Source organism: Flavobacterium filum DSM 17961 (assembly GCF_000425465.1).
Lineage (GTDB): Bacteria > Bacteroidota > Bacteroidia > Flavobacteriales > Flavobacteriaceae > Flavobacterium > Flavobacterium filum.
Genome location: NZ_AUDM01000004.1, coordinates 41,599 through 60,486, shown reverse-complemented (window position 1 = coordinate 60,486; position 18,888 = coordinate 41,599). Strand labels below are relative to the sequence as shown.

The 18,888-nt window shown below is 28.5% G+C and carries 29 protein-coding genes; 11 read left to right on the top strand and 18 right to left on the bottom strand.

The features are described 5' to 3' along the window. The 3 genes from acs to H601_RS15040 all read left to right on the top strand — a co-directional run bounded on the left by acs (window position 1) and on the right by H601_RS15040 (window position 3,743). Entirely contained in the window at window positions 1–1,908 is a 1,908-nt protein-coding gene (acs, locus tag H601_RS0101700) for an acetate--CoA ligase (RefSeq protein ID WP_026709901.1), read from the top strand. 163 nt (window positions 1,909–2,071) lie between these two features. Further along, complete coding sequence (locus H601_RS0101695) at window positions 2,072–3,313, top strand: T9SS type A sorting domain-containing protein (protein WP_026709900.1); 1,242 nt, start codon at window positions 2,072–2,074, stop codon at window positions 3,311–3,313. A gap of 103 nt (window positions 3,314–3,416) precedes the next feature. Beyond that, entirely contained in the window at window positions 3,417–3,743 is a 327-nt protein-coding gene (locus tag H601_RS15040; protein WP_156900323.1) for an SGNH/GDSL hydrolase family protein, read from the top strand. Window positions 3,744–3,780: 37 nt separating this feature from the next. Here H601_RS15040 and H601_RS0101685 read toward each other — a convergent pair whose 3' ends face one another. Both H601_RS0101685 and H601_RS0101680 read right to left on the bottom strand, forming a co-directional pair. After that, complete coding sequence (locus H601_RS0101685) at window positions 3,781–4,395, bottom strand: 3'-5' exonuclease (RefSeq protein WP_026709899.1); 615 nt, start codon at window positions 4,393–4,395, stop codon at window positions 3,781–3,783. A gap of 3 nt (window positions 4,396–4,398) precedes the next feature. After that, window positions 4,399–6,318 (bottom strand): DUF294 nucleotidyltransferase-like domain-containing protein, encoded by a 1,920-nt coding sequence (locus tag H601_RS0101680; RefSeq protein WP_026709898.1) that lies wholly within the window; start codon window positions 6,316–6,318, stop codon window positions 4,399–4,401. A 93-nt stretch (window positions 6,319–6,411) separates the two neighbouring features. Here H601_RS0101680 and H601_RS0101675 point away from each other — a divergent pair, with 93 nt between their 5' ends. From H601_RS0101675 to H601_RS0101645, 7 genes are all read left to right on the top strand, one after another. Next, window positions 6,412–7,014, top strand: a complete 603-nt coding sequence (locus tag H601_RS0101675; RefSeq protein WP_026709897.1) for a Pr6Pr family membrane protein — start codon at window positions 6,412–6,414, stop codon at window positions 7,012–7,014. Between the two features lie 800 nt (window positions 7,015–7,814). Further along, entirely contained in the window at window positions 7,815–8,246 is a 432-nt protein-coding gene (locus H601_RS0101670) for a JAB domain-containing protein (RefSeq protein WP_026709896.1), read from the top strand. A 12-nt stretch (window positions 8,247–8,258) separates the two neighbouring features. Then, entirely contained in the window at window positions 8,259–8,507 is a 249-nt protein-coding gene (locus H601_RS0101665) for a hypothetical protein (RefSeq protein ID WP_026709895.1), read from the top strand. Continuing rightward, entirely contained in the window at window positions 8,497–8,817 is a 321-nt protein-coding gene (locus H601_RS0101660) for a hypothetical protein (RefSeq protein WP_026709894.1), read from the top strand. The genes H601_RS0101665 and H601_RS0101660 overlap by 11 nt, the downstream gene beginning before the upstream one ends. 12 nt (window positions 8,818–8,829) lie before the next feature. Next, complete coding sequence (locus H601_RS0101655; protein ID WP_026709893.1) at window positions 8,830–9,261, top strand: hypothetical protein; 432 nt, start codon at window positions 8,830–8,832, stop codon at window positions 9,259–9,261. Beyond that, window positions 9,254–9,472: a hypothetical protein gene (locus H601_RS0101650; RefSeq protein ID WP_156900322.1), complete on the top strand. Its 219-nt coding sequence runs from the start codon at window positions 9,254–9,256 to the stop codon at window positions 9,470–9,472. The genes H601_RS0101655 and H601_RS0101650 overlap by 8 nt, the downstream gene beginning before the upstream one ends. 2 nt (window positions 9,473–9,474) lie before the next feature. Next, window positions 9,475–9,714, top strand: a complete 240-nt coding sequence (locus H601_RS0101645; RefSeq protein ID WP_026709891.1) for a hypothetical protein — start codon at window positions 9,475–9,477, stop codon at window positions 9,712–9,714. A gap of 200 nt (window positions 9,715–9,914) precedes the next feature. On the opposite strand, the gene H601_RS0101640 is transcribed toward H601_RS0101645, so the two are convergent. From H601_RS0101640 to H601_RS0101610, 6 genes are all read right to left on the bottom strand, one after another. Then, window positions 9,915–10,235 (bottom strand): hypothetical protein, encoded by a 321-nt coding sequence (locus H601_RS0101640; protein WP_026709890.1) that lies wholly within the window; start codon window positions 10,233–10,235, stop codon window positions 9,915–9,917. Window positions 10,236–10,240: 5 nt separating this feature from the next. Next, complete coding sequence (locus tag H601_RS15975) at window positions 10,241–10,639, bottom strand: hypothetical protein (protein ID WP_051220623.1); 399 nt, start codon at window positions 10,637–10,639, stop codon at window positions 10,241–10,243. Then, window positions 10,639–10,872 (bottom strand): hypothetical protein, encoded by a 234-nt coding sequence (locus H601_RS0101630; protein WP_026709889.1) that lies wholly within the window; start codon window positions 10,870–10,872, stop codon window positions 10,639–10,641. Before H601_RS0101630 ends, H601_RS15975 begins: the two co-directional genes overlap by 1 nt. 162 nt (window positions 10,873–11,034) lie before the next feature. Continuing rightward, window positions 11,035–11,586, bottom strand: a complete 552-nt coding sequence (locus H601_RS15030; RefSeq protein WP_084139914.1) for a lysozyme — start codon at window positions 11,584–11,586, stop codon at window positions 11,035–11,037. A 167-nt stretch (window positions 11,587–11,753) separates the two neighbouring features. After that, window positions 11,754–12,143: a M23 family metallopeptidase gene (locus H601_RS15025; protein WP_211223530.1), complete on the bottom strand. Its 390-nt coding sequence runs from the start codon at window positions 12,141–12,143 to the stop codon at window positions 11,754–11,756. 70 nt (window positions 12,144–12,213) lie between these two features. Beyond that, on the bottom strand, window positions 12,214–12,567 hold the full coding sequence (locus H601_RS0101610) for a hypothetical protein (RefSeq protein ID WP_026709888.1): 354 nt from the start codon (window positions 12,565–12,567) through the stop codon (window positions 12,214–12,216). 23 nt (window positions 12,568–12,590) lie between these two features. On the opposite strand from H601_RS0101610, the gene H601_RS15970 reads away from it, so the two are divergent. Further along, the gene (locus H601_RS15970) at window positions 12,591–13,208 is read left to right on the top strand and encodes a phospholipase D-like domain-containing protein (protein WP_084139913.1); all 618 of its coding nucleotides are present in this window, start codon (window positions 12,591–12,593) and stop codon (window positions 13,206–13,208) included. Here H601_RS15970 and H601_RS0101600 read toward each other — a convergent pair. The 10 genes from H601_RS0101600 to H601_RS0101555 form a co-directional block, all read right to left on the bottom strand. After that, entirely contained in the window at window positions 13,197–13,616 is a 420-nt protein-coding gene (locus tag H601_RS0101600; RefSeq protein WP_026709887.1) for a hypothetical protein, read from the bottom strand. The genes H601_RS15970 and H601_RS0101600 overlap by 12 nt on opposite strands. 3 nt (window positions 13,617–13,619) lie before the next feature. Continuing rightward, window positions 13,620–13,796, bottom strand: coding sequence for a hypothetical protein (locus H601_RS16430; RefSeq protein WP_156900321.1), 177 nt, complete (start codon window positions 13,794–13,796; stop codon window positions 13,620–13,622). A gap of 15 nt (window positions 13,797–13,811) precedes the next feature. Next, window positions 13,812–14,015 (bottom strand): hypothetical protein, encoded by a 204-nt coding sequence (locus tag H601_RS0101590; RefSeq protein ID WP_026709886.1) that lies wholly within the window; start codon window positions 14,013–14,015, stop codon window positions 13,812–13,814. 135 nt (window positions 14,016–14,150) lie between these two features. Further along, window positions 14,151–14,435, bottom strand: coding sequence for a hypothetical protein (locus H601_RS0101585; protein ID WP_156900320.1), 285 nt, complete (start codon window positions 14,433–14,435; stop codon window positions 14,151–14,153). 10 nt (window positions 14,436–14,445) lie between these two features. Beyond that, on the bottom strand, window positions 14,446–15,180 hold the full coding sequence (locus H601_RS0101580) for a hypothetical protein (RefSeq protein ID WP_026709884.1): 735 nt from the start codon (window positions 15,178–15,180) through the stop codon (window positions 14,446–14,448). Between the two features lie 67 nt (window positions 15,181–15,247). Continuing rightward, window positions 15,248–16,126 (bottom strand): hypothetical protein, encoded by an 879-nt coding sequence (locus H601_RS0101575; RefSeq protein ID WP_026709883.1) that lies wholly within the window; start codon window positions 16,124–16,126, stop codon window positions 15,248–15,250. A 4-nt stretch (window positions 16,127–16,130) separates the two neighbouring features. Then, the gene (locus H601_RS16865) at window positions 16,131–16,265 is read right to left on the bottom strand and encodes a hypothetical protein (protein WP_281170565.1); all 135 of its coding nucleotides are present in this window, start codon (window positions 16,263–16,265) and stop codon (window positions 16,131–16,133) included. A gap of 92 nt (window positions 16,266–16,357) precedes the next feature. Next, window positions 16,358–18,289 (bottom strand): hypothetical protein, encoded by a 1,932-nt coding sequence (locus H601_RS0101565; protein ID WP_026709882.1) that lies wholly within the window; start codon window positions 18,287–18,289, stop codon window positions 16,358–16,360. Then, window positions 18,290–18,529 (bottom strand): hypothetical protein, encoded by a 240-nt coding sequence (locus H601_RS0101560; RefSeq protein ID WP_026709881.1) that lies wholly within the window; start codon window positions 18,527–18,529, stop codon window positions 18,290–18,292. It lies immediately after the preceding gene. Next, window positions 18,517–18,840, bottom strand: a complete 324-nt coding sequence (locus H601_RS0101555) for a hypothetical protein (RefSeq protein ID WP_026709880.1) — start codon at window positions 18,838–18,840, stop codon at window positions 18,517–18,519. Before H601_RS0101555 ends, H601_RS0101560 begins: the two co-directional genes overlap by 13 nt. Window positions 18,841–18,888 lie beyond the last annotated feature (48 nt).

The window sequence follows — 18,888 nt, the reverse complement described above, 5'->3', positions numbered from 1 at the left end:
ATGAGTTACTATAAAATACATGACCTCGAGAATTATTTCAAAATGTATAAAAAATCGGTACGTGAGCCCAGAAAATTTTGGGACCGTATTGCTGATGAGAATTTCACTTGGTACCAAAAATGGGACAAAGTATTTGAATTTGATATGCAAGAAGCAAAATTCAAATGGTTTTTAGATGCTAAAGTAAATATTACCAAAAACTGTATTGATCGTCATTTGGCTAAAAGAGGTGAAAAAACGGCCATTATTTTTGAACCCAATAATCCCGACGAAGAAGCACAACATATTACATACAATGATTTATATGGTAGAGTAGCCAAAATGTCGAATGTATTGCGTGATCAAGGCATCAAAAAAGGGGATAGGGTTTGTATTTATTTGCCGATGATTCCTGAATTGGCTGTTGCTGTTTTAGCTTGTGCACGAATTGGAGCGATACATTCAGTGGTTTTTGCAGGATTTTCAGCTTCGGCTGTTTCTGCCAGAATTAACGATAGTGAATGTAAAATGGTTATAACGTCGGACGGAGGTTATCGTGGAAATAAAACCATTGATTTAAAAGGTATTATTGATGAAGCATTAGAAAAATCACCTTGCGTAGAAAAAGTTTTGGTCGTAAAAAGAACTAACGAAAACGTGAACATGAAAGGGGGTCGTGATCTTTGGTTGCAACCGCTTTTAGACGATGCTATTCCCAATAATGTTGCCGAAATTATGGATGCAGAAGATCCGTTATTCATTCTTTATACTTCCGGTTCAACCGGAAAACCAAAAGGAATGTTGCATACCACGGCTGGTTACATGGTTTATACCGCCTATACGTTTAAAAATGTATTTAATTACGAAGAAAATGATATTTATTGGTGTACAGCTGACATTGGTTGGATAACCGGACATTCCTATATTTTATATGGCCCATTATTGAATGGAGCTACTACGGTTATTTTTGAAGGTGTTCCGTCTTATCCGGATTTCAGTCGCTTTTGGGAAGTGATTGAAAAACATAAAATTACTCAATTTTATACCGCTCCAACGGCCATTCGTGCCTTAGCTAAAGAAAGTTTGGATTACGTTCAACGTTTTCCATTAAAATCATTAAAAGTGATTGGTTCTGTTGGTGAACCGATAAACGAAGAAGCTTGGCACTGGTATAATGACCACGTAGGAGGGAAGCGATGCCCACTAGTCGATACATGGTGGCAAACGGAAACGGGAGGAATTATGATTTCACCTATTCCATTTGTTACACCCACAAAACCAACCTATGCTTCTTTACCATTACCGGGAATTCAACCCGTTTTGATGGATGAATTGCGAAACGAAATTGAAGGCAATCAAGTCACTGGAAGTTTGTGTATTAAATTCCCTTGGCCATCAATGGCACGAACAATATGGGGAGATCATCAACGATATAAAGAAACCTATTTTTCTGCTTTCCCAGGGAAATATTTCACTGGAGATGGTGCTTTACGTGATGAAGTAGGATATTACCGAATCACAGGTAGAGTAGATGATGTAATCATTGTTTCCGGTCATAATTTGGGAACCGCTCCAATTGAAGATTCTATCAACGAACACCCTGCAGTGGCAGAGAGTGCAATTGTTGGTTTCCCACATGATATCAAAGGAAATGCTTTATATGGCTTTGTGATTTTAAAAGAAACCGGTGAAACCCGTGATAAAGAAAATCTCCGTAAAGAAATAAACCAACAAATTTCTGATCAAATCGGACCAATTGCTAAATTGGATAAAATTCAGTTTGTAAGTGGTTTACCTAAAACACGTTCCGGAAAAATCATGCGACGAATTTTACGTAAAATTGCGGAAGGAGATTATTCTAATTTTGGAGATATAACTACGTTATTGAATCCTGAAATTGTGGAGGAGATTAAAGAAGGGAAGTTGTAAAAAATTATTTCGGGCTTATTGAAGTTTACAGACTCAATAAGCCCTTTTTTTTGGGATAGATTTTTATTGTTTTTTTTATTTTATAAACATTTAACTTATGTTTAATGATGGATGTTAAATTATGTAAGTAACTTTGATTTATTATTCTGTAAATCAAACTATTATGAAAACAAAAAATTACTTAAAATTATTTATTACAATTTGCGTTTTTCTCAGTAATTTTCTAATTATAAATGCCCAGGAAATCAAATTAATTGGTTTTAATATAACAGAAAATAATGAATTGGACATTGTAAAGTGGAATGCCGGTTCTAGTTCGTTTAATAGCAGTATACCTTCCACAATTCAATCCGTTTACATGGGAACTTCAACTTTTGATGTTAGAAGTGCAAAATTCTATGTCAATGCAATCCAGTATGATTCAGGAGAATATCAAAATAAACTTTTTAGTTATGATACCAATTCTCAAATAATTACTGTTTCTCCACAAAGTAGCTTATTCAACGGCGGAAGCGAAGTAGACATGGAGAGTGGTCTAGTTTACAGTTATGATTTTTCAGACCCTAACAACCCTGAATTTAAAATGTTTAATCCATCAACATTAACCACTACCACTTTAGGAGTTATAAATTTTGATTCGTTTAGAAGTTATTATCATGATTCTTCCTGTTTTGATTCTAATTTAAAAATATTTTATTTTACGGTATTAAAAGAAGATGGCGTCAAGGAGCTAGTTACCGTAAATGTAAATTCTCAGCCTTTTTCTTATACAATTCTTCCAATTACGGATTCAACGTTAGTAGATTTTTACGGATTAGAATTTAGCAACAAAACGAATACAATATACACCATGTATAACAACTCATATGAATTTGGAACACCAATCTCTGTTAAAATTGGTGTCTTAAATCCTCTAAACGCCACTGTCTCTACAATAGTTGACATGGTTGACACTCCGGGATATGAAATGGGCAACAAAACTTTTGACCAAGAAACCGATTCATTTATTTTTGTTGGTGTGGATACCGTTGGTGAACGCGATTTGAAAGTTGTAAATACAGTAACAGGAATCGTTGATAATCTGCCATTGCCATCAGAATATATTTTGGAATTCGAATGTGATAATTCAATTTTTGCAGCTAGCAGATATGGTGTTTTAGTTTTGAACGACAATAAATCCACTTCATTTACAATCTCTCCCAATCCAACCAATGATCTTATAAAAGTTGGTTTTGATGGAGTTGTTTCAAATTACTCTATAATTGATGTTATGGGAAAAACGGTTTCATCAGGATATTTAAATACCAACAATACAATTTATGTTGATGGACTTTCAAACGGAATGTATATTCTAAAATTAGAATCAGAATATAAAATTTTGACAGAAAAGTTTATTGTTAATTAAAAATTTAATTTTTTAACAATAAATTTGATTTTCTATGAAAGAGTAAGATTTATCAAAATCTAAAATTTAAAGCTATAGCAAAAATGCTAAATCATCAAAAAAATTGATTTTATTAGCGATAGCAGTTATGTTGGTAAGAGGAATATTTTTTTTATCGATTACCAGAAGAAAATTTAATCCCCAAGGTGTTTTGTTAGATGCACAAGGAAATTATACCTTGCATAGATCAGGAAGTAAATGTTCCGTTCATTTATTACAATATCTTACAGAGCAAATGGAAGTTTCATTTGATGTGGAAGAATCAAAGAAATTACGTTTACATTTTACCGAAGGAGAAAACGCTTATTTTCTGGATGGAATTACAGATATTATGCATTTGTCAGCTTTGGGAGCAACAGAAATTTGCAAACTTTTTGTGAGTGAAGTATGAAAACAAAATTTAGCTTTAGCCAACTATCTTAACTAGTTTATATCAAAAGTCTTTTCTTTAGTTTTAAAAAAACTAGAGCCGTAATATACGCATCTCCAGATGCGGTGTGTCGGTCGCTTTTTTCTACTTTTAATACTTTGCAAAGTTCATCTAAAGTTGAATGTTGATCCTCTTGCAAACCTTTGAATTTTTGATACATGGCATCCGTATCCATGCTGTCATTTTTGAGTTTTCCAACGTTTATGCGTTTAAGAGCTTGGTTAATCATTTCGATATCAAAATTCACGTTATGACCAACGAGAGTAGCATTTTTAATGAATTCTAAAAAGCGAATGACCGCTTCGGCTTCTACAATTTTTTCTTCCTTTCCTTCTTTTAAAATGCCGTGAATAGAGGCAGTTTCAGGTTTATATACATCTTGTTTTAGGAATACTTCCAATGCATCATTTACAATAACAGCATTTTCAACTACTGCAACTGCACCAATGGATAATATAACATCTTTGCGATGATCCAAGCCAGTTGTTTCACAATCAAAAACTACAAAGCGTTTTGGTTTAGAATCATTAGGTTCTTGCTCAAAATATTCGAGGTAATTCTCCCAAAATTTAGGATACTCTTTGTTTACTTTTTTAAACCATTTAAATACCATAAATTAAGTAAAATAAGTCAGTTGAAAACGATTTTTTATGGCATCTTGTACTTCGCGAATCGGTTGAAAAGTGTTTTTAAGTTTTACTTTATCTGATTTAGATAATTCATTCAAATTCAAATATCTACCGTTGCTATTGTTTGCTAAACCTTCTTCTGTTCTAAAATGAGAAAGTGTAGAAAAAGCATCTGCACAACTTTCAAATAAATCGGCGTTTTGAGGTTCTAATTCAGCCATTTTTTTATACCGTTGATAGGTGTTGTTGATTCCTTTGATATCTTGACTTAAAATCAATAATCGTGCAGCATCTATCAAGGGCATTAAAGCTCTACTTTTAATGTCAAAAGTATCTTTGTGTTCTCCGTCATCTTCTACCAAAAACTGACGGAAAAAGCCTAATGGAGGTGGGTTTTTCAATGCATCTGTCCCTAAATAAGCATAAAACAATTGATTATTATGAATGTTAGCAAAGATGTTTTCAGTAATTTGATTCACTAGGTTTTCATCCCCATAAATGAAATCATAATCAAAGAAAATTGAACACATTAAGATTCCTTTTTCTCCAGGTTTGTTGATCCAGGAATTATATTGCTTGTTCCAATCCGTTACTGATTTACACCACATTGGGTTGCTTGCCATCATTTCTGCCGGACAAAATTCGTAACCTATTTTATTCAATGTTTTGGTTACTTTTTCAGCTAATTCAACAAAATATTTTTTCACATCGTCATAGCGGTTTTCCTCTACATCATCAAAAATTAAGGCATTGTCTTGATCAGTCATCAATAATTGCTCTTTACGACCCTGACTGCCAATATTCATCCAAGCAAATCGAGTAGGGGGTTGTTCATCCATTTTCTCAATAGCTAACTCAACTGCTCTTTTGGTAATGGCAATATTGATTTCACCAACAAGATTTGAAATATGTTGAATAGGAATATTTTTATCCAATGAATTTTGAATTAAATCATTCAGTTTTTCACGCACCAATTTCAACTCTTTTGAACGAGTGGCACGCTTGGTTTCCTTTAGTAAAACACCGGGATTGTTGGCTTGTGCAACTACAACATCATGTTCAGAAATAATTCCGATAATGTTAGATTTTGTAGTTCCGTCAGCTGTAACACAAAGGTGACCAACATTTTGTTTCAACATGATTAATTGCGTTTCAGCAATTGATATGTTTTCAGAAACCGTAATTACAGGTGCTGACATTATTTGTTCGATTGGAATATCAATAGAAAATTTTCCGGTGGCAATTTTTGAACGTAAATCTTTATCAGTAACAATTCCAACAGGTAAATTATTTTCTTGAATAATTACACTACCAATTTTATGTTGTGTCATTGTTATTGCAACCTCTTTAACACTATTTTTTCTGGATGCTGTAATAGGAGTAGACGTATATTTAATGGGCTGAAAATATTGTATTTCAGAACTTTGTTCATTGTAAATTACATTTTCAGAAATCAGTTTTCCTTTATGTTCTTTGTCATAAGGATTTCTTGTATTGGAGGCAAAACTTTCCAATAAGAAACTTAAAACTTCAGCATTTTGACTTACATACGGTTTAAAAATTTCGATTGGAATAGCATAAATTAGGGACTCTTCTCGAGCTTTAGCGGTCATTAAATAATTGTTTTTTGCAAAAAAAGGACGAAGTCCAAGAATATCACCTTCATCACATTTATCAATCAGCGTTTCTTCTGTGTCAGAATTTACTGAAAGTCCAATTGCACCTTCTTTTACAACATAAAAAAAGCCATGCGTTTGATCGCCAACTTTAAAAAGTACTTGATTTTTCTCCATATGAAGCACGTGAATCTGTTTTGAAATATCGACTAATTCGCTATAAATCAAGCTAGTAAAAGGGGGGTAATTTTTTAAAAAATCGGCAATACGTTCAGCAATTGAATTTTTCATACAAAAAGTAAATTATACTATAAAATTAGTCAAATTGACCAATTTATTTCAAAAATTAAACCATATTTATTAACTTTATGAAAATATTTTTACATGAATTTAAAAAACAATCTGATTCGAATTGGGTTTTTATTGGGGTGGTTTACTTTAATTGCTCAGTACATCATATTTGTGAAAAATAGTGAGACAAATGTTTTGGTTACAAATCTCAAATTCTTTACTTATTTTACCATTTTATCTAATCTAATGGTTACGTTATTTTATAGTTTTTGCTTATTTTATAAAAAATCACAATTAATTTCTTATACAACTCAAATCACAATTGTAATTTATATTACGATCGTGGCTATTGTTTATAATTGTATTTTAAGGTTTATTTGGAATCCAACCGGATTAAGTAAAATTTTAGATGAATTATTACATGTCATTAATCCTGTATTATTTATTATAATATGGTTTAAAAATAATAATCGTTATCAAATTCCATATCGTTATATATTCAAAATTTTAATTTTTCCATTATTTTATTTGTCTTTGGTATTAATTCTTGGTTTTTTTATTAAACATTATCCATATCCATTTTTAGATGTGAATACAATTGGTTATAAAGTTGTTCTTCTAAATAGTGTAGGTGTAACAATACTTTTTGTTCTAACATCAATTGTTTTCATTTATATCAGTAATAAACGAATTTAATTATTAATAATTTCTATTTTACATAATATAAATTATAGTTCAATATCAGTATGTTATTAGAATGATTGATTAATTGAATTGGTTTGCTTTGTGTATGTAAATTTAACGATGAAAAGAAAATTCATTTTTTTATTGTTGTTTAAATTATTAACAATGTTTTTAACATTTTAAAACAAAAGATTTTAAGGGTTTTTTAACATTTAGTTGTTTTTTTGTTTAATTCACTTATAGACAAATAATTACATTCGTTTTTAATTCCGAGATTCGGACTGTAAGTTGACGTAGTTACTGGCGACGTCAACATTTTTTTGTGATACTTAAAATTTAGATTTTAACATAATTTTAAGAGTTATTATTTTCTTTATCGCTACGCTTTTGGAACGCTTCACTTCGTTACGCTGTAGAGTATTTCCTTTTTTAATTTGAACTTCTTTTTTAAGCTTTTAACACATTCATGAATTTTGAGTGTCCCCGCTTTTTACATTCAAAGTTGAAAAATTCCATTTTAAACACAATTACGCAAGCCGCCTTAAAAAGATTTTATAGCCTTTTTTTTCAATGTTATTGAAAGAAAAAAAAGGCTTAAAATCTAGATTTAAACGGCTTTCGATTGCTTATTAAAATGGAATTTTCATATGGTGGAATGTAAAAGGCGAAGAAACTCAAAACTCAAAAAGATGAATGTATTAAAAGTTCTTAAAAATAATCAGTTCAGAAAAGGAAATAAAAATTAGGCTCTAAAATCTAAAATCTAAAATCTGAATGTATCAAAAAAAAGTTTAACTAAAATCTTAAAAATTATGAATGCAAAAATGTACGAATTAAAAACTATTCAAACGAATTTTCCAAGAGTAAAAATTGTAACAAATGAAGATGCGGCAAAATTTATACGGGAATTATACAATGATGACATTGAAATTTTTGAATCTTTTTTCATACTGATGTTAAATATTTCAAATCAAACAATAGGTTATGCAAAAATTTCTCAGGGAGGTATTACCGGGACTGTAGTAGATGTACGTATTGTGGCGAAATATGCCGTTGAAAGTTTAGCAATAAGTGTTGTATTAGCTCACAACCACCCATCAGGAAAATTACAAGCAAGTGAGAATGATATTTTAATCACTGAAAAAATTAAAAAATGTTTGATGTTATTAGATATTATGGTAATGGACCATATTATTTTGACGAAAAATGGTTATTTGAGTATGGTAGCTGAAAATTTAATTTAAAAATTTATAGATATGACAAATACAGAATTGATTAATAAATTGATGAACTCATCAAAGTATGGAGCATTACAACAAGCTTTTATAATGCAAGGATTAGAGACTTTTGCAGATATAGTTATTAGTGAAAAAGATAACCTATTAAAAGAAGATGAAAAAAAAGTAAATGAAGGAAAGGTTAGTTTCATAAATTATAAAAGTTGGATAGGATGTGCAGAAGAAATAAAAGAATTGTTTGATAAAAGAAGAATGTATGAAGAATAAAAAGTTAATGAATACAGGATTTGAAAAAAATCCTGTATTATTCCCACCCGACCCGCCCAAAGCGGAATCTTTAGAAAGATTGCTTTCTAAAGATGCTTTAATGATTAAATTGATTAATCGTAACTTTTTGATTAGATATAGATTTTTTGAGAATCCTACACGAACTTTTTTAGTTGGTGCTGGTAATCTACATAAGATAATTGGTAAAATAGAAGCAAATAAAGCTTTTAACGAGGCGATTGATTGTAAAACTCAAGTATATAGCAAAAAATTTAGAAACCACCTTAAAATTGAATTTATAACAAAATAACTTTTAGAAATTATGGAAGAAATATTAAAAAGTATAGAAAAAGTATTATTACAAAATGTAAGTGATAATCATTTAAGACTAAAAAAGGCATTTAGAATAGATTCTACGTATGAACAAAGAATTTTGAATAGTGTGTGTAACATTGAAAGAATTCGTGTAAATGAAGCAGTATTAAAAAGAAAAGAAAGTGTGTTTGATATGGTGGATATATGTAAAGATATTTTAAAAGAATATTCTAAATATTGGTACATATCATTTGAAGATAACAACACAAAAATTTTAGCAAAAAATAATGATTCAGTTAACTATATTCATTTAAATGCTGATAAGACTAGAAAAGAAGAAGCTTTAATTATAATGAAGTGGATAAAAAAATATGAAATAAGTGAAGGTTTAGGTATTCAAACAAAAATGTTTAATTCAAAAATTAATGAAAATGAATAATTTAAAAAAATACAATCATAAAAAAAATATTAAAAATCCTAAAGAAGATTTTAATAGAAGTTTTACAGAATTGGAAATAAAAGAATTTGAAAATAAAGAAGAAGATTTACCAATGTACTTTGGTTGTATTCCTTACATTGTTTTAGCAGTTATTATGTACTGCTTATACGAATTATTTTATTGGTTAATGTTTAATTATATAAATGTGTAATAATGAATATAGATGTCAGAAATATTAATAGTGATTTTGAGAATAACATCAAAGATGTTATGAAAGAATTTGAAGTTAAAACAGCTTCAAAAGCTTTAGAAGTTGCTTTGAGAGATAGAAATGAAAAAAAAGAAATAATAAAAAAATTAAAAGAAAATAATAAATTGCTAATTGAAAAAATTGAAAAATTAGAAAAATATAAAGATGTTATTATTGATTTAAAAAATTTATTACGTGATTAAATTTTAAGTTCCGGGTGTGCTTTGCTTGCGGAATTTTACTTTTAACGTGATTTTATTATCCGGGTAATATCTGTAGATAAATTTTTTAACGTGATTTTGGTAAAAAGATCTCCAGAACCGGTTACTAAATTAACGTTAAAATAAAAGTGCAAAATTTGGCCAAAAAAAAAGCATCCACTAAAATAGTAGATGCTTTTATTTTAACCTTTATAAAAATATTCTGAAAGTAATTTGGTTAATAAAATTTTATCATTTGTTTTTATGCAATAACCTTGAATTGTTAAATTTTGATTGCTTTTGCATGAATCAAATATGTAAAAAATATTTTCATTTAATGGTTTGATTAAATTGTCTTGCAAAAATAACAATGCACCAACCTCAGATATTTTAGCAATATAAATAATATTGCTTTCATTAAATGTATGATTTGGTTTATTTGTGTGACTATAGTAAGGAACTATTTGATAGTCGTGACCTTTTAAAACAAGTTCAATTAATTGTTTTATATATTTTTTTTTCATAAATTTTAGTTTTCGTGTTTAGATCTACCGAAAAAAAACTGCATAATTTGGCTACCAGCTATAATAAAGCTAAAAGAATAATACATCATTACTAATTCTTTATTTTCAGATGGAAATGTGACAAAAAAAGCCATTGCACCAGCGAAAAAAGAATTTAATAATACACCTAATGAAAGATAATAAACAAATCTTTTTGAAAATAAATCATTTTGTCGTAATGCTTCAATTTGCATCTGTCTAGCATTTTCTAAATCTTTAAATTCAAGCTCCATTTCTTTAAAAATAATTTCTCGAAGTTGCATTTCAAATTTTAGTTTTTCATTTTTATCTGGAAATATTTTATCAAGTACGCCTTGAATTGGAGAAGAAAAGATTCCGTTTATTACTTTTAATATTTTTTCCATTAGATTTTGAATTTCATTGTATAACGCTTAATTGTAAAAAAATAAGCATCGGCAAAAGATGTTGAATAAGAATAGGCTTTTTGTAAAGCCTCATCAAATCTTAATTGAGATATTTGTACTCTTTTACGTTTTTTGTTATAAACAAAATACTTTTTATCCCAAGATCGATTTTTATCAGTTTCGACTTCAAATTTGAAATAAACAAATTTTTGTCTATATCTATTTTTTATCATTATTGTTTCTGATTAAGTACTTATGTATCTCATTAAAAGCTTTGAATAATGTATATATAAATGATGCTACATAAATAGCACCAAGTATCAAAGGATTAAAAATATTGAAAAATTCAATAAAAGTTAAAGATATAACAAGGTAGTATATAGTTAATGATTTCATTATCCTAATAAAGTTAAAGTTATTGCAGCTTTTGCAAGTGCAGATAATCCATTTTTTGAGGGTGTTTCTATTTGAAGTACACCAATACCATTTAAAAATAATTCACGCTCATCATTTCTACGATGAACTAATCCAGTTAATACCTTTCCACCAGCTTTTGTCCATTTCAAAAATTCTTCAGCTGCATCAGTATAATTATTCTGATTCAACAATTTCAATAAAGTAGATTTATTAAAATTTCCATTTCCTACGTTGTAAGAAAAGGAAATAAGAGCGTCAAAAATATTTGATGTAATTGGAACTAAAACTTTCGCATTTAAATTATTTTCAAATCTGATTAAATCAGCTTTTAAAAATTCTTCTGCTTTCGCTTCTGTAATTGTTTGACCAACATAAACATCAGTACCAGTATGACCGTAACCAATAGTTAAAATTCCTTTGATTTGTGAAGCTGATGTTATTGTAAGATTGGGCTGTAAATCATCATAAGCACGAAGACGTAAACCTTCATGATTTTTGAGTAGTTGTATTCCGTTTTGAGTTGTTTTCATGGATAAATGATTTAATAATTGAGCCTAAAAAACCACTTTTAGGTTGTTCTATTTTAGGCTTTACAAATAGTGAAGTTGTGGCATATATACATATAAATGGAGAAATCAGGACAATAGCTGTTAAAATAATTATAATTAAAGCTAAAATTATCAGAGATAAAAAAAATTTAAACATTGAAATAACTTTCAGGGTTAACTAAAACACCATCTTTTCTCAAAGTAAGATGTAAATGTGGTCCGGTAGATATACCAGTATTTCCAGTAGTGGCAATGACTTCACCTTGTTTTACTTTATCACCAATTTGAAAAAAAGAATTATTTTCAAGATGTGCGTAACCGGTTGTAAAACCATTATCATGTTGAATGATTAATTGTTTTCCACCAGTAGAATGAGTATTAATATTTTTAACTACACCGTTATATGGATTGATAATGTGAGTACCAATAGGAACAGCAATGTCTATACCATTATGGAAAGAAATATTTCCAGAAACGGGATGTTTTCTATTACCATATTTCGAAGTAATTCGAAAGGGTATAATAATTGGATATTTCATTTTAACTTTTTTAAAAAGTAAATAAAACAAAACAATTACAGCAATAATGATATAATTGTTTCTCATTTTTTTACTGGTAATGGTTTACTAATTTTTCAATAACAATTTCAAAAGGGTTTATATCAAGTGATATAAGTTGTTTTGGATTTGATGTACTTGGTGGAATCGTTGAAAAATCACTTGTTTTCGGTGGTGGTGTTGTTTCAACAACAACTAAATTTGGAACATTAGGAATAGATACTTTAGGTGTATTATCTGCAATTTGTTCAGGTGTGTTATAATTGCCGACAGCGGCAATAGTATTGCCAAAGTCATCAGTAACACCATCTAAAACCAAACCGCCACCTTCAACAATTGGTGTGTTTTTCTTTTTAGAAAAAAAGAAAAAAGCTAAAATTAAAATCAGAATATATTGAAATTTCATAATTTTGAAATAAATTTATTAATGTGGAAATTTTAAAAACAAAAGAAACAAGTAAAAAAATACTTGAAATGATAAAAAAAGCTGATGAATTTGTCGGTATTATAAGTCCGTATCTACAGATAAAAAACAAATATTTAGATGAAATTATTAATAAGAAAATAGATATAACAATTGTTTACGGTAAAACAGATATGTTACCGGAACTTGAAAATAATCTACATTCAATAAAAAACTTAAGCATCTTATTTTGTGAAAATTTACACGCTAAAATATATTATAGCGATAAAATATGTATCGTTTCAAGTATGAACTTTTACAAATTTTCAGAAGAAAACAATTTTGAATTAAGTGTTTTATTTGAAAAAAATGAAAAAGGATATCAAGAAATTTTAAATGCAGCATCAGAAATTATAGAAAATTCTTTTTTAGAAAAATTGTCAAATAAACTTGACAATAAAATTGGTTTTTGTATTCGAACCGGAGTTAAAATAAATTTCAATCCGAATAAACCATTTTGTAAAGAAGCTTTTGCAAAATGGAATGTTTATAAAAACATTCATTATAAAGAAAAGTATTGCCATCTTACTGGGGAAATTTCAAACGGCAATACTTCTTTTGCAAAACCAATCTTAAAAAAATGATGGAAACCAAGTTTTCAATTTAGCAAGGTTTGATGAACTAGTAATTTCATGTGAAATCCATTGTGTTAAATTTTGGTCTTTGCCCCAAAAAGTACCACTACCGGAAAAAATAGTATCATAAGGTTTTAAACCAAAAGCATCAAAAACAAGTACATAGTCTGCTTGGTTAAGTCCTTGCAACTCGGCAAGCACTTTAGATTCACTTGTTATAAAAGTTGAGCCCATTTCATCCCAAAGACGGTTAGCAATACCTTTTGCCTTTGCTTGGTTAATTGTAGGCAATCCAAAACCTTGAATCGTTCCATCAGGGTTAGTAATAACTAAATCTGATAAATCTACTTTCTTTTTTTTTGTAAACAAAAAATAAAAAGAAACGATTAAAACAGCTATAACAGTAAAATTAGGCATAATCTAGGTTTTTGCTAAAATGATTTTTAATAAAGCTTCTTTCGTTGCTTTTTTACCTTTTGGAAAAGGTATTTTATAATTCGTTAGAAAATCTTTTAACTCTTGTAAAGTAAGTTTTTCTAATTCCGTCATTTTCTTTTTTAAAGATAAATGACGGATAGTTTTATAATTTAAAGACATATATATTGATTTAGATTAATATCTTCGGCGAGACATCATTCCAGACATTTTGCCTCTTCTGTAACCTTTTCTTTGTCCTACTTTCAATCCGGTACGCTTACCAGCTAAATAGGCTTTTTTTTCGGCGGCAGTTTTTGTGCCTTTTTTACGTCTTTTACGAGTGGTTTTTTTACCAAATCCAAGAGCTTTAGCAAGTGGATCATTTGAAAACATTCCCATGATTATTTATTTTAAAGTTAAACATTTTAACGTGAAAATGGTTTTCCGGATTAAACCAGGTAAAAGATAATCACGTTATTTTATTTTTTTATTTGTTTAGATCAATCCGGATACGATTTTTTTATTACGTGAAAATTACTCTTCCATTTCTTTCTCAACAAGTCTATTTAAAAACTCAGGATGAGTAAATTTAGTCGCGAGATATTTCAAGTATAAAAATAAAATTGGTGCTAAAAGATAAAAAAGATTGTTTTTGAAAAGCTTTGCGTAAATCGCTTCAATTTTATTTTCTGAATCGGGTAAAGCCCGATTATGAAAATTATCCAAATCGTTAAACGTTCTAGTCATTGACATTTCATCTTCAAAAGCCCATCCAAATTGCTCAAGGTAAATTCTTTGAAAAATTTTGATTAAATTCATAATATTTTTTTTAAGATAATTTTGCAAGTAATAAACCAAGTCCAAGCAATAAAGGTACAGAACTACCTTCTTTTTTTGTTTCTGAATCAGGAGTATCTACAGTAGAACCGTTTGAACCGTCAAAATTTTGACTTTGTGATTGTAGGTTATAGTTAGATAAATTAACATTTGGATAAGTGACTTTTTCCTGACGATTTTTTGCAAAAGGATAAGCAGAACCGCTTTTTGTTGATGAAGCGGGAATTGTATAAGGAATGGCAACTTGAACTTGTGAAGTAGTTGCACCTTTGGAAATATAAGACTCTAAAAGAGTGTTAATTTCAGTTATAATGCCTTTGAAATAATCTCTTTGTGCATTGATTCCTTTTATTGAACATGCAGACCAAGAAGCCATTTTTCGCTTAACATTTGTAAAATACTCATCACAAACAAATACATATTTTAACAATTCATTCATTGACAATTGCATATCTGATTTAGATGATGCATTTGAAAGTTTATTGTTTAAAACTGTTAGATGTGGGATAAAAATATCTTCTAATTCTTTTTTTGCATCAGCCGGAGTTAGGGAAGCACCCCAACATGATAAATCGAAACCATTTGCAAAAACAGCTCCCAATGTTGAAGAAAAGAGATTAGTAGCAAATGAAGTAATACCCGCAATTCCTTGATTCATTGCGTTAGTTGCAGCCTGACCAGCCGATCCATTTAATTGACTTCCGGCAATTTCTAAAAATGCAGACATAATATTTTTTTATTTAAAAAAAACCCTGATAAAATCAGGGTTTTTTGTTATTTGTGTGATATTTTTTTTAATTACAACCGCAAGCACTTTTCAAGGTAGTAGCCTTGATAAATTGGATGTTTTCTGAGGAATGCTCGTTAGTTTTTGTAACTAATTCGTTTGCAATTTGGGGAGTTACAATACGACGTACAATAAACAACTCTCTACTGGCTTTAGCAGTAAGGAAGTCAATATCAATTGAAACTCCATTTAAGCCAATATCTTCTTTAATCAAATTAATCGGAGTTTTTGCGTAAGCAATATCCGGCTCAATTGTGTTATTCAATTGGTTGTAAATTTGACGAGCAGAATATTCTTCATTTAATTTATCAGAAGAAACTTCCAATTCATCAACTGAAAACACATCGTCATCAGCCGGAGGAAAATACACCAACTGATTAACAAAAGAGCCAAGTTTTAATGTGTGGTTAGTTTTTGTAGCTTCTAAAGTTAAACGTTCAATTGTTAATTGAGAGGTTTTCAATCCTACAGAAGGAATGGTTTCAATTACAACAGTAGCATCTTCAGAAGAACCGGAAAGGTTACCGTTTTTAATTTCAACATACAAACCACGTTGTTTGTTTAACACTTCATTTGTGCCAAAGTAGAAAGGTAAAATGTAAGTTTTAGTACCGTTGATAGTTTTTGCAACTTCAAAAGTTTTTTCAGATAACGGTGCGTTATTTGCAAAAATAATTCCATGTAAATGGTTTAACTTGAAGTTGTTTGGTGTGATTTGATGTACTTTTTGACCATCTAAAGTATTATGTACTTCAATTTGCATATTAGCAAGCATTGAAGAAACAAGTGCAGCTTCATCAGTTTCAATAGAAATTAATAAACCAGCTGTAGTTCCTTTTTCAAACACTTCAAATCTGCTTTCGCCTGGTGCAACAATAATTTTCATGTTTTTACTTTTTAGTTAAAAAATTGCCCAAACTTGGCATTTTTGAATTGATGAATTCTTTGATGTCACTGTGAAAATACATGACAAGACCCGCAACGGCTAACAATGTTAGCCAAGGCAAACGTGATAAAAATCTCATATTTTTTTATTTTATTTAATGAAGAGAATAAAAAGATAACTACGTTTTTAGTTTTGTCAAGTGTTTTGATTTTTTTTAACATTTATTTAAGGTTAATGATTATGCTGCCTTAATGCGTCATAAGAAATCAAATAAGGATTATGAAATATTTTTCTATGATAATGAGATTCTATATAAAATTTTTCGTAATATGATGAAAAATCAGTTTTTATATGAGTGAAGTCATATTTATGTTTGATAGTTTGTTTGTGTATGTTAAATTTTTCAAGTTGTTTTAATAATTCATAATAAGTACTTTTTGACATTCCTAATTGTTGAACAACTTGATTAATAGAAAATTCTTTATCCATTAAATCTAATATAAGTTTCATGCGAGGTTTATTTAACTTAATCAAATTTGCTTTTCTTTTTTTTGTTGTAGATAGATTTTTAAAAGTTTCGGGAAAATCTTTTTTCCATTGTTCAACTCTTTTTTCTACCTTTTTGTTATATAAATCAATTTGTTCCAAAATTGATTTTACTTCAGTAAATTCTTTTACTTTAAAATATTCAATTTCTGATTGAAATCTTTTAAAAATTATTTTAAATAATTGATCATTAAAAGAAGCCTCTTTCATTTCAATGATTTTATAATTTTGGTTAATAATTGTATTTTTATAATCTAAAAATTCATTTTCATGATTTTTTAAATTATTATTTGTAAGTAAAAAAAACTCATGTTTTTTATTAATGGAACGGTCGTATATTTCGTATTGTTTAAAAGTTTTTGTTGTGATAAGATTTTTTAATTTAAAAGCTTTAGCCTGATTTAACTTACCTTGAGATAATAGAAGATTATATCTAGTTATTAAATTATATGAATTTTGAAAAACTTTCCAATATTTACATGACTTTCTAAAAAAATTTTGTTTATATAAAGTGGAAAGATACGTTCTAGTAAAAGACATTTCATACCTTAAAATTTTATTAGATTCAATTATTAAAGATTTTATTTTCCATTTTAAAATATTGTCTAAATCTTCACAAAATGAAATATTTTCATTTTTTGGAAGATATGTTTTATAATAAGAAAATATTAAATCTTCAACTTTGCCATTCAATTTTTTATAAGTTTGATTGAAATATTTTTCAAATATTTTTTTTGCTTTTGGCATTAAATCTGCTTTTCTTACTTCAAAATACTGTTCATTTTCTTTAAATAATTTTGGGAAATCATTTACTAGAAATTCTTCGCCTTTAGAATATATTTTGAAGAAAAAACCATCTTTAGAATGCCTATAAAAAAAGGATGTATCTCGGTCATCTTTAACAATAGTATTGGAGCGTACTTTGGTCCGATAAAATTTACGTTGAGCATTCAAATAATCAAGTACCATTGCATGCTCAGAAAAATATTGATTATAGCATAAGTCTAAACGTTTAATTTCAACGTTATTTAAAGAAAAATTTGCTAAATCAGGAAGATTTAAAATAATAGAAAGGTCGTCAAAAAAAGTATATAAAAATTCAATTAATCTTTGACGTATATGCTCAATTTGGGTACTCCAATTTCGCATAGTGAAAATGTTATTTTTATAACGTTGACTTTCTATATTGGGTACAAATTGAGCAATGTTATGATTATATATATATTTAGGTATTGAAAAAGAAAATGTAATAGCGTCCATATTTTCATTAGCAGAAAACTGAACGCGATAATCAGATGATGGATTGTTTAATGAACCACGTACGGGACGAAAAAATAAATCCGTTCCGTTCATGCCATCAAAAAATATTCCTTCACGTTTAGTTAAAACAAAATCTTTAGGTATCGATTTTCTTTTAAATTCAGTTCCATCAGGTTCAATATGTATTTGTTCTGCTATAAAAGCTTTTTGTCTTTCAATATATACAGATTGGTAATGTAACAATCTATCATATAACTGATGATTAAAATCACTTTTAAAATCGTAACCAGATGGTTTATCTAAATGAATGTTTTTTGAATTAATATCATGCAATACTATTTCAATTGTATCAATCAATTATTGCCTAGTTTTTTGGTAATGATCTTTGTCAATTATAGGCATATATAAAATATAATAATGATAAGCATTTAATAATTGAAATGACAATTCAGATTCTAAAAGTGTGCCTTTTTGTATTCTATTATCTATAGATTGTAGATGAAAGAAAAGTTTATCTTTAGGAAGATTTGTAATTGCTATCAAAGACATAGTAACCAAATCTTTTAAAAAAACTGTCTCAATTGTTAATTTTGACATATTACAGTTTTTAAAAGTTCGTGTTTAACTATTTTTTTTAAAAATTCTTTATTGTTTTTTACATTTAATCTATATGTGTGGTCTGAATAAGCTTTTCTAATTTCGACTAAACCATCATTGATGTTAAAAGTGCAAAATATTGCAACTTTATTTTGTTTTTTTGGTCTAATTAATAAATAATTACCGGAGCGTTTAGTATTACAAAATTTTCTTAAAAAATTCACTAATGTGTTGAGATTAACTTTTGAAGTTTCTCTCATTTGAGAAATCATAAATTCAAATTCGGACATTGTTAATTGCTTTTTTGCCATGATTTAATTTTATTTAAATCATTTAATAATATACGTTTTATTTTACTT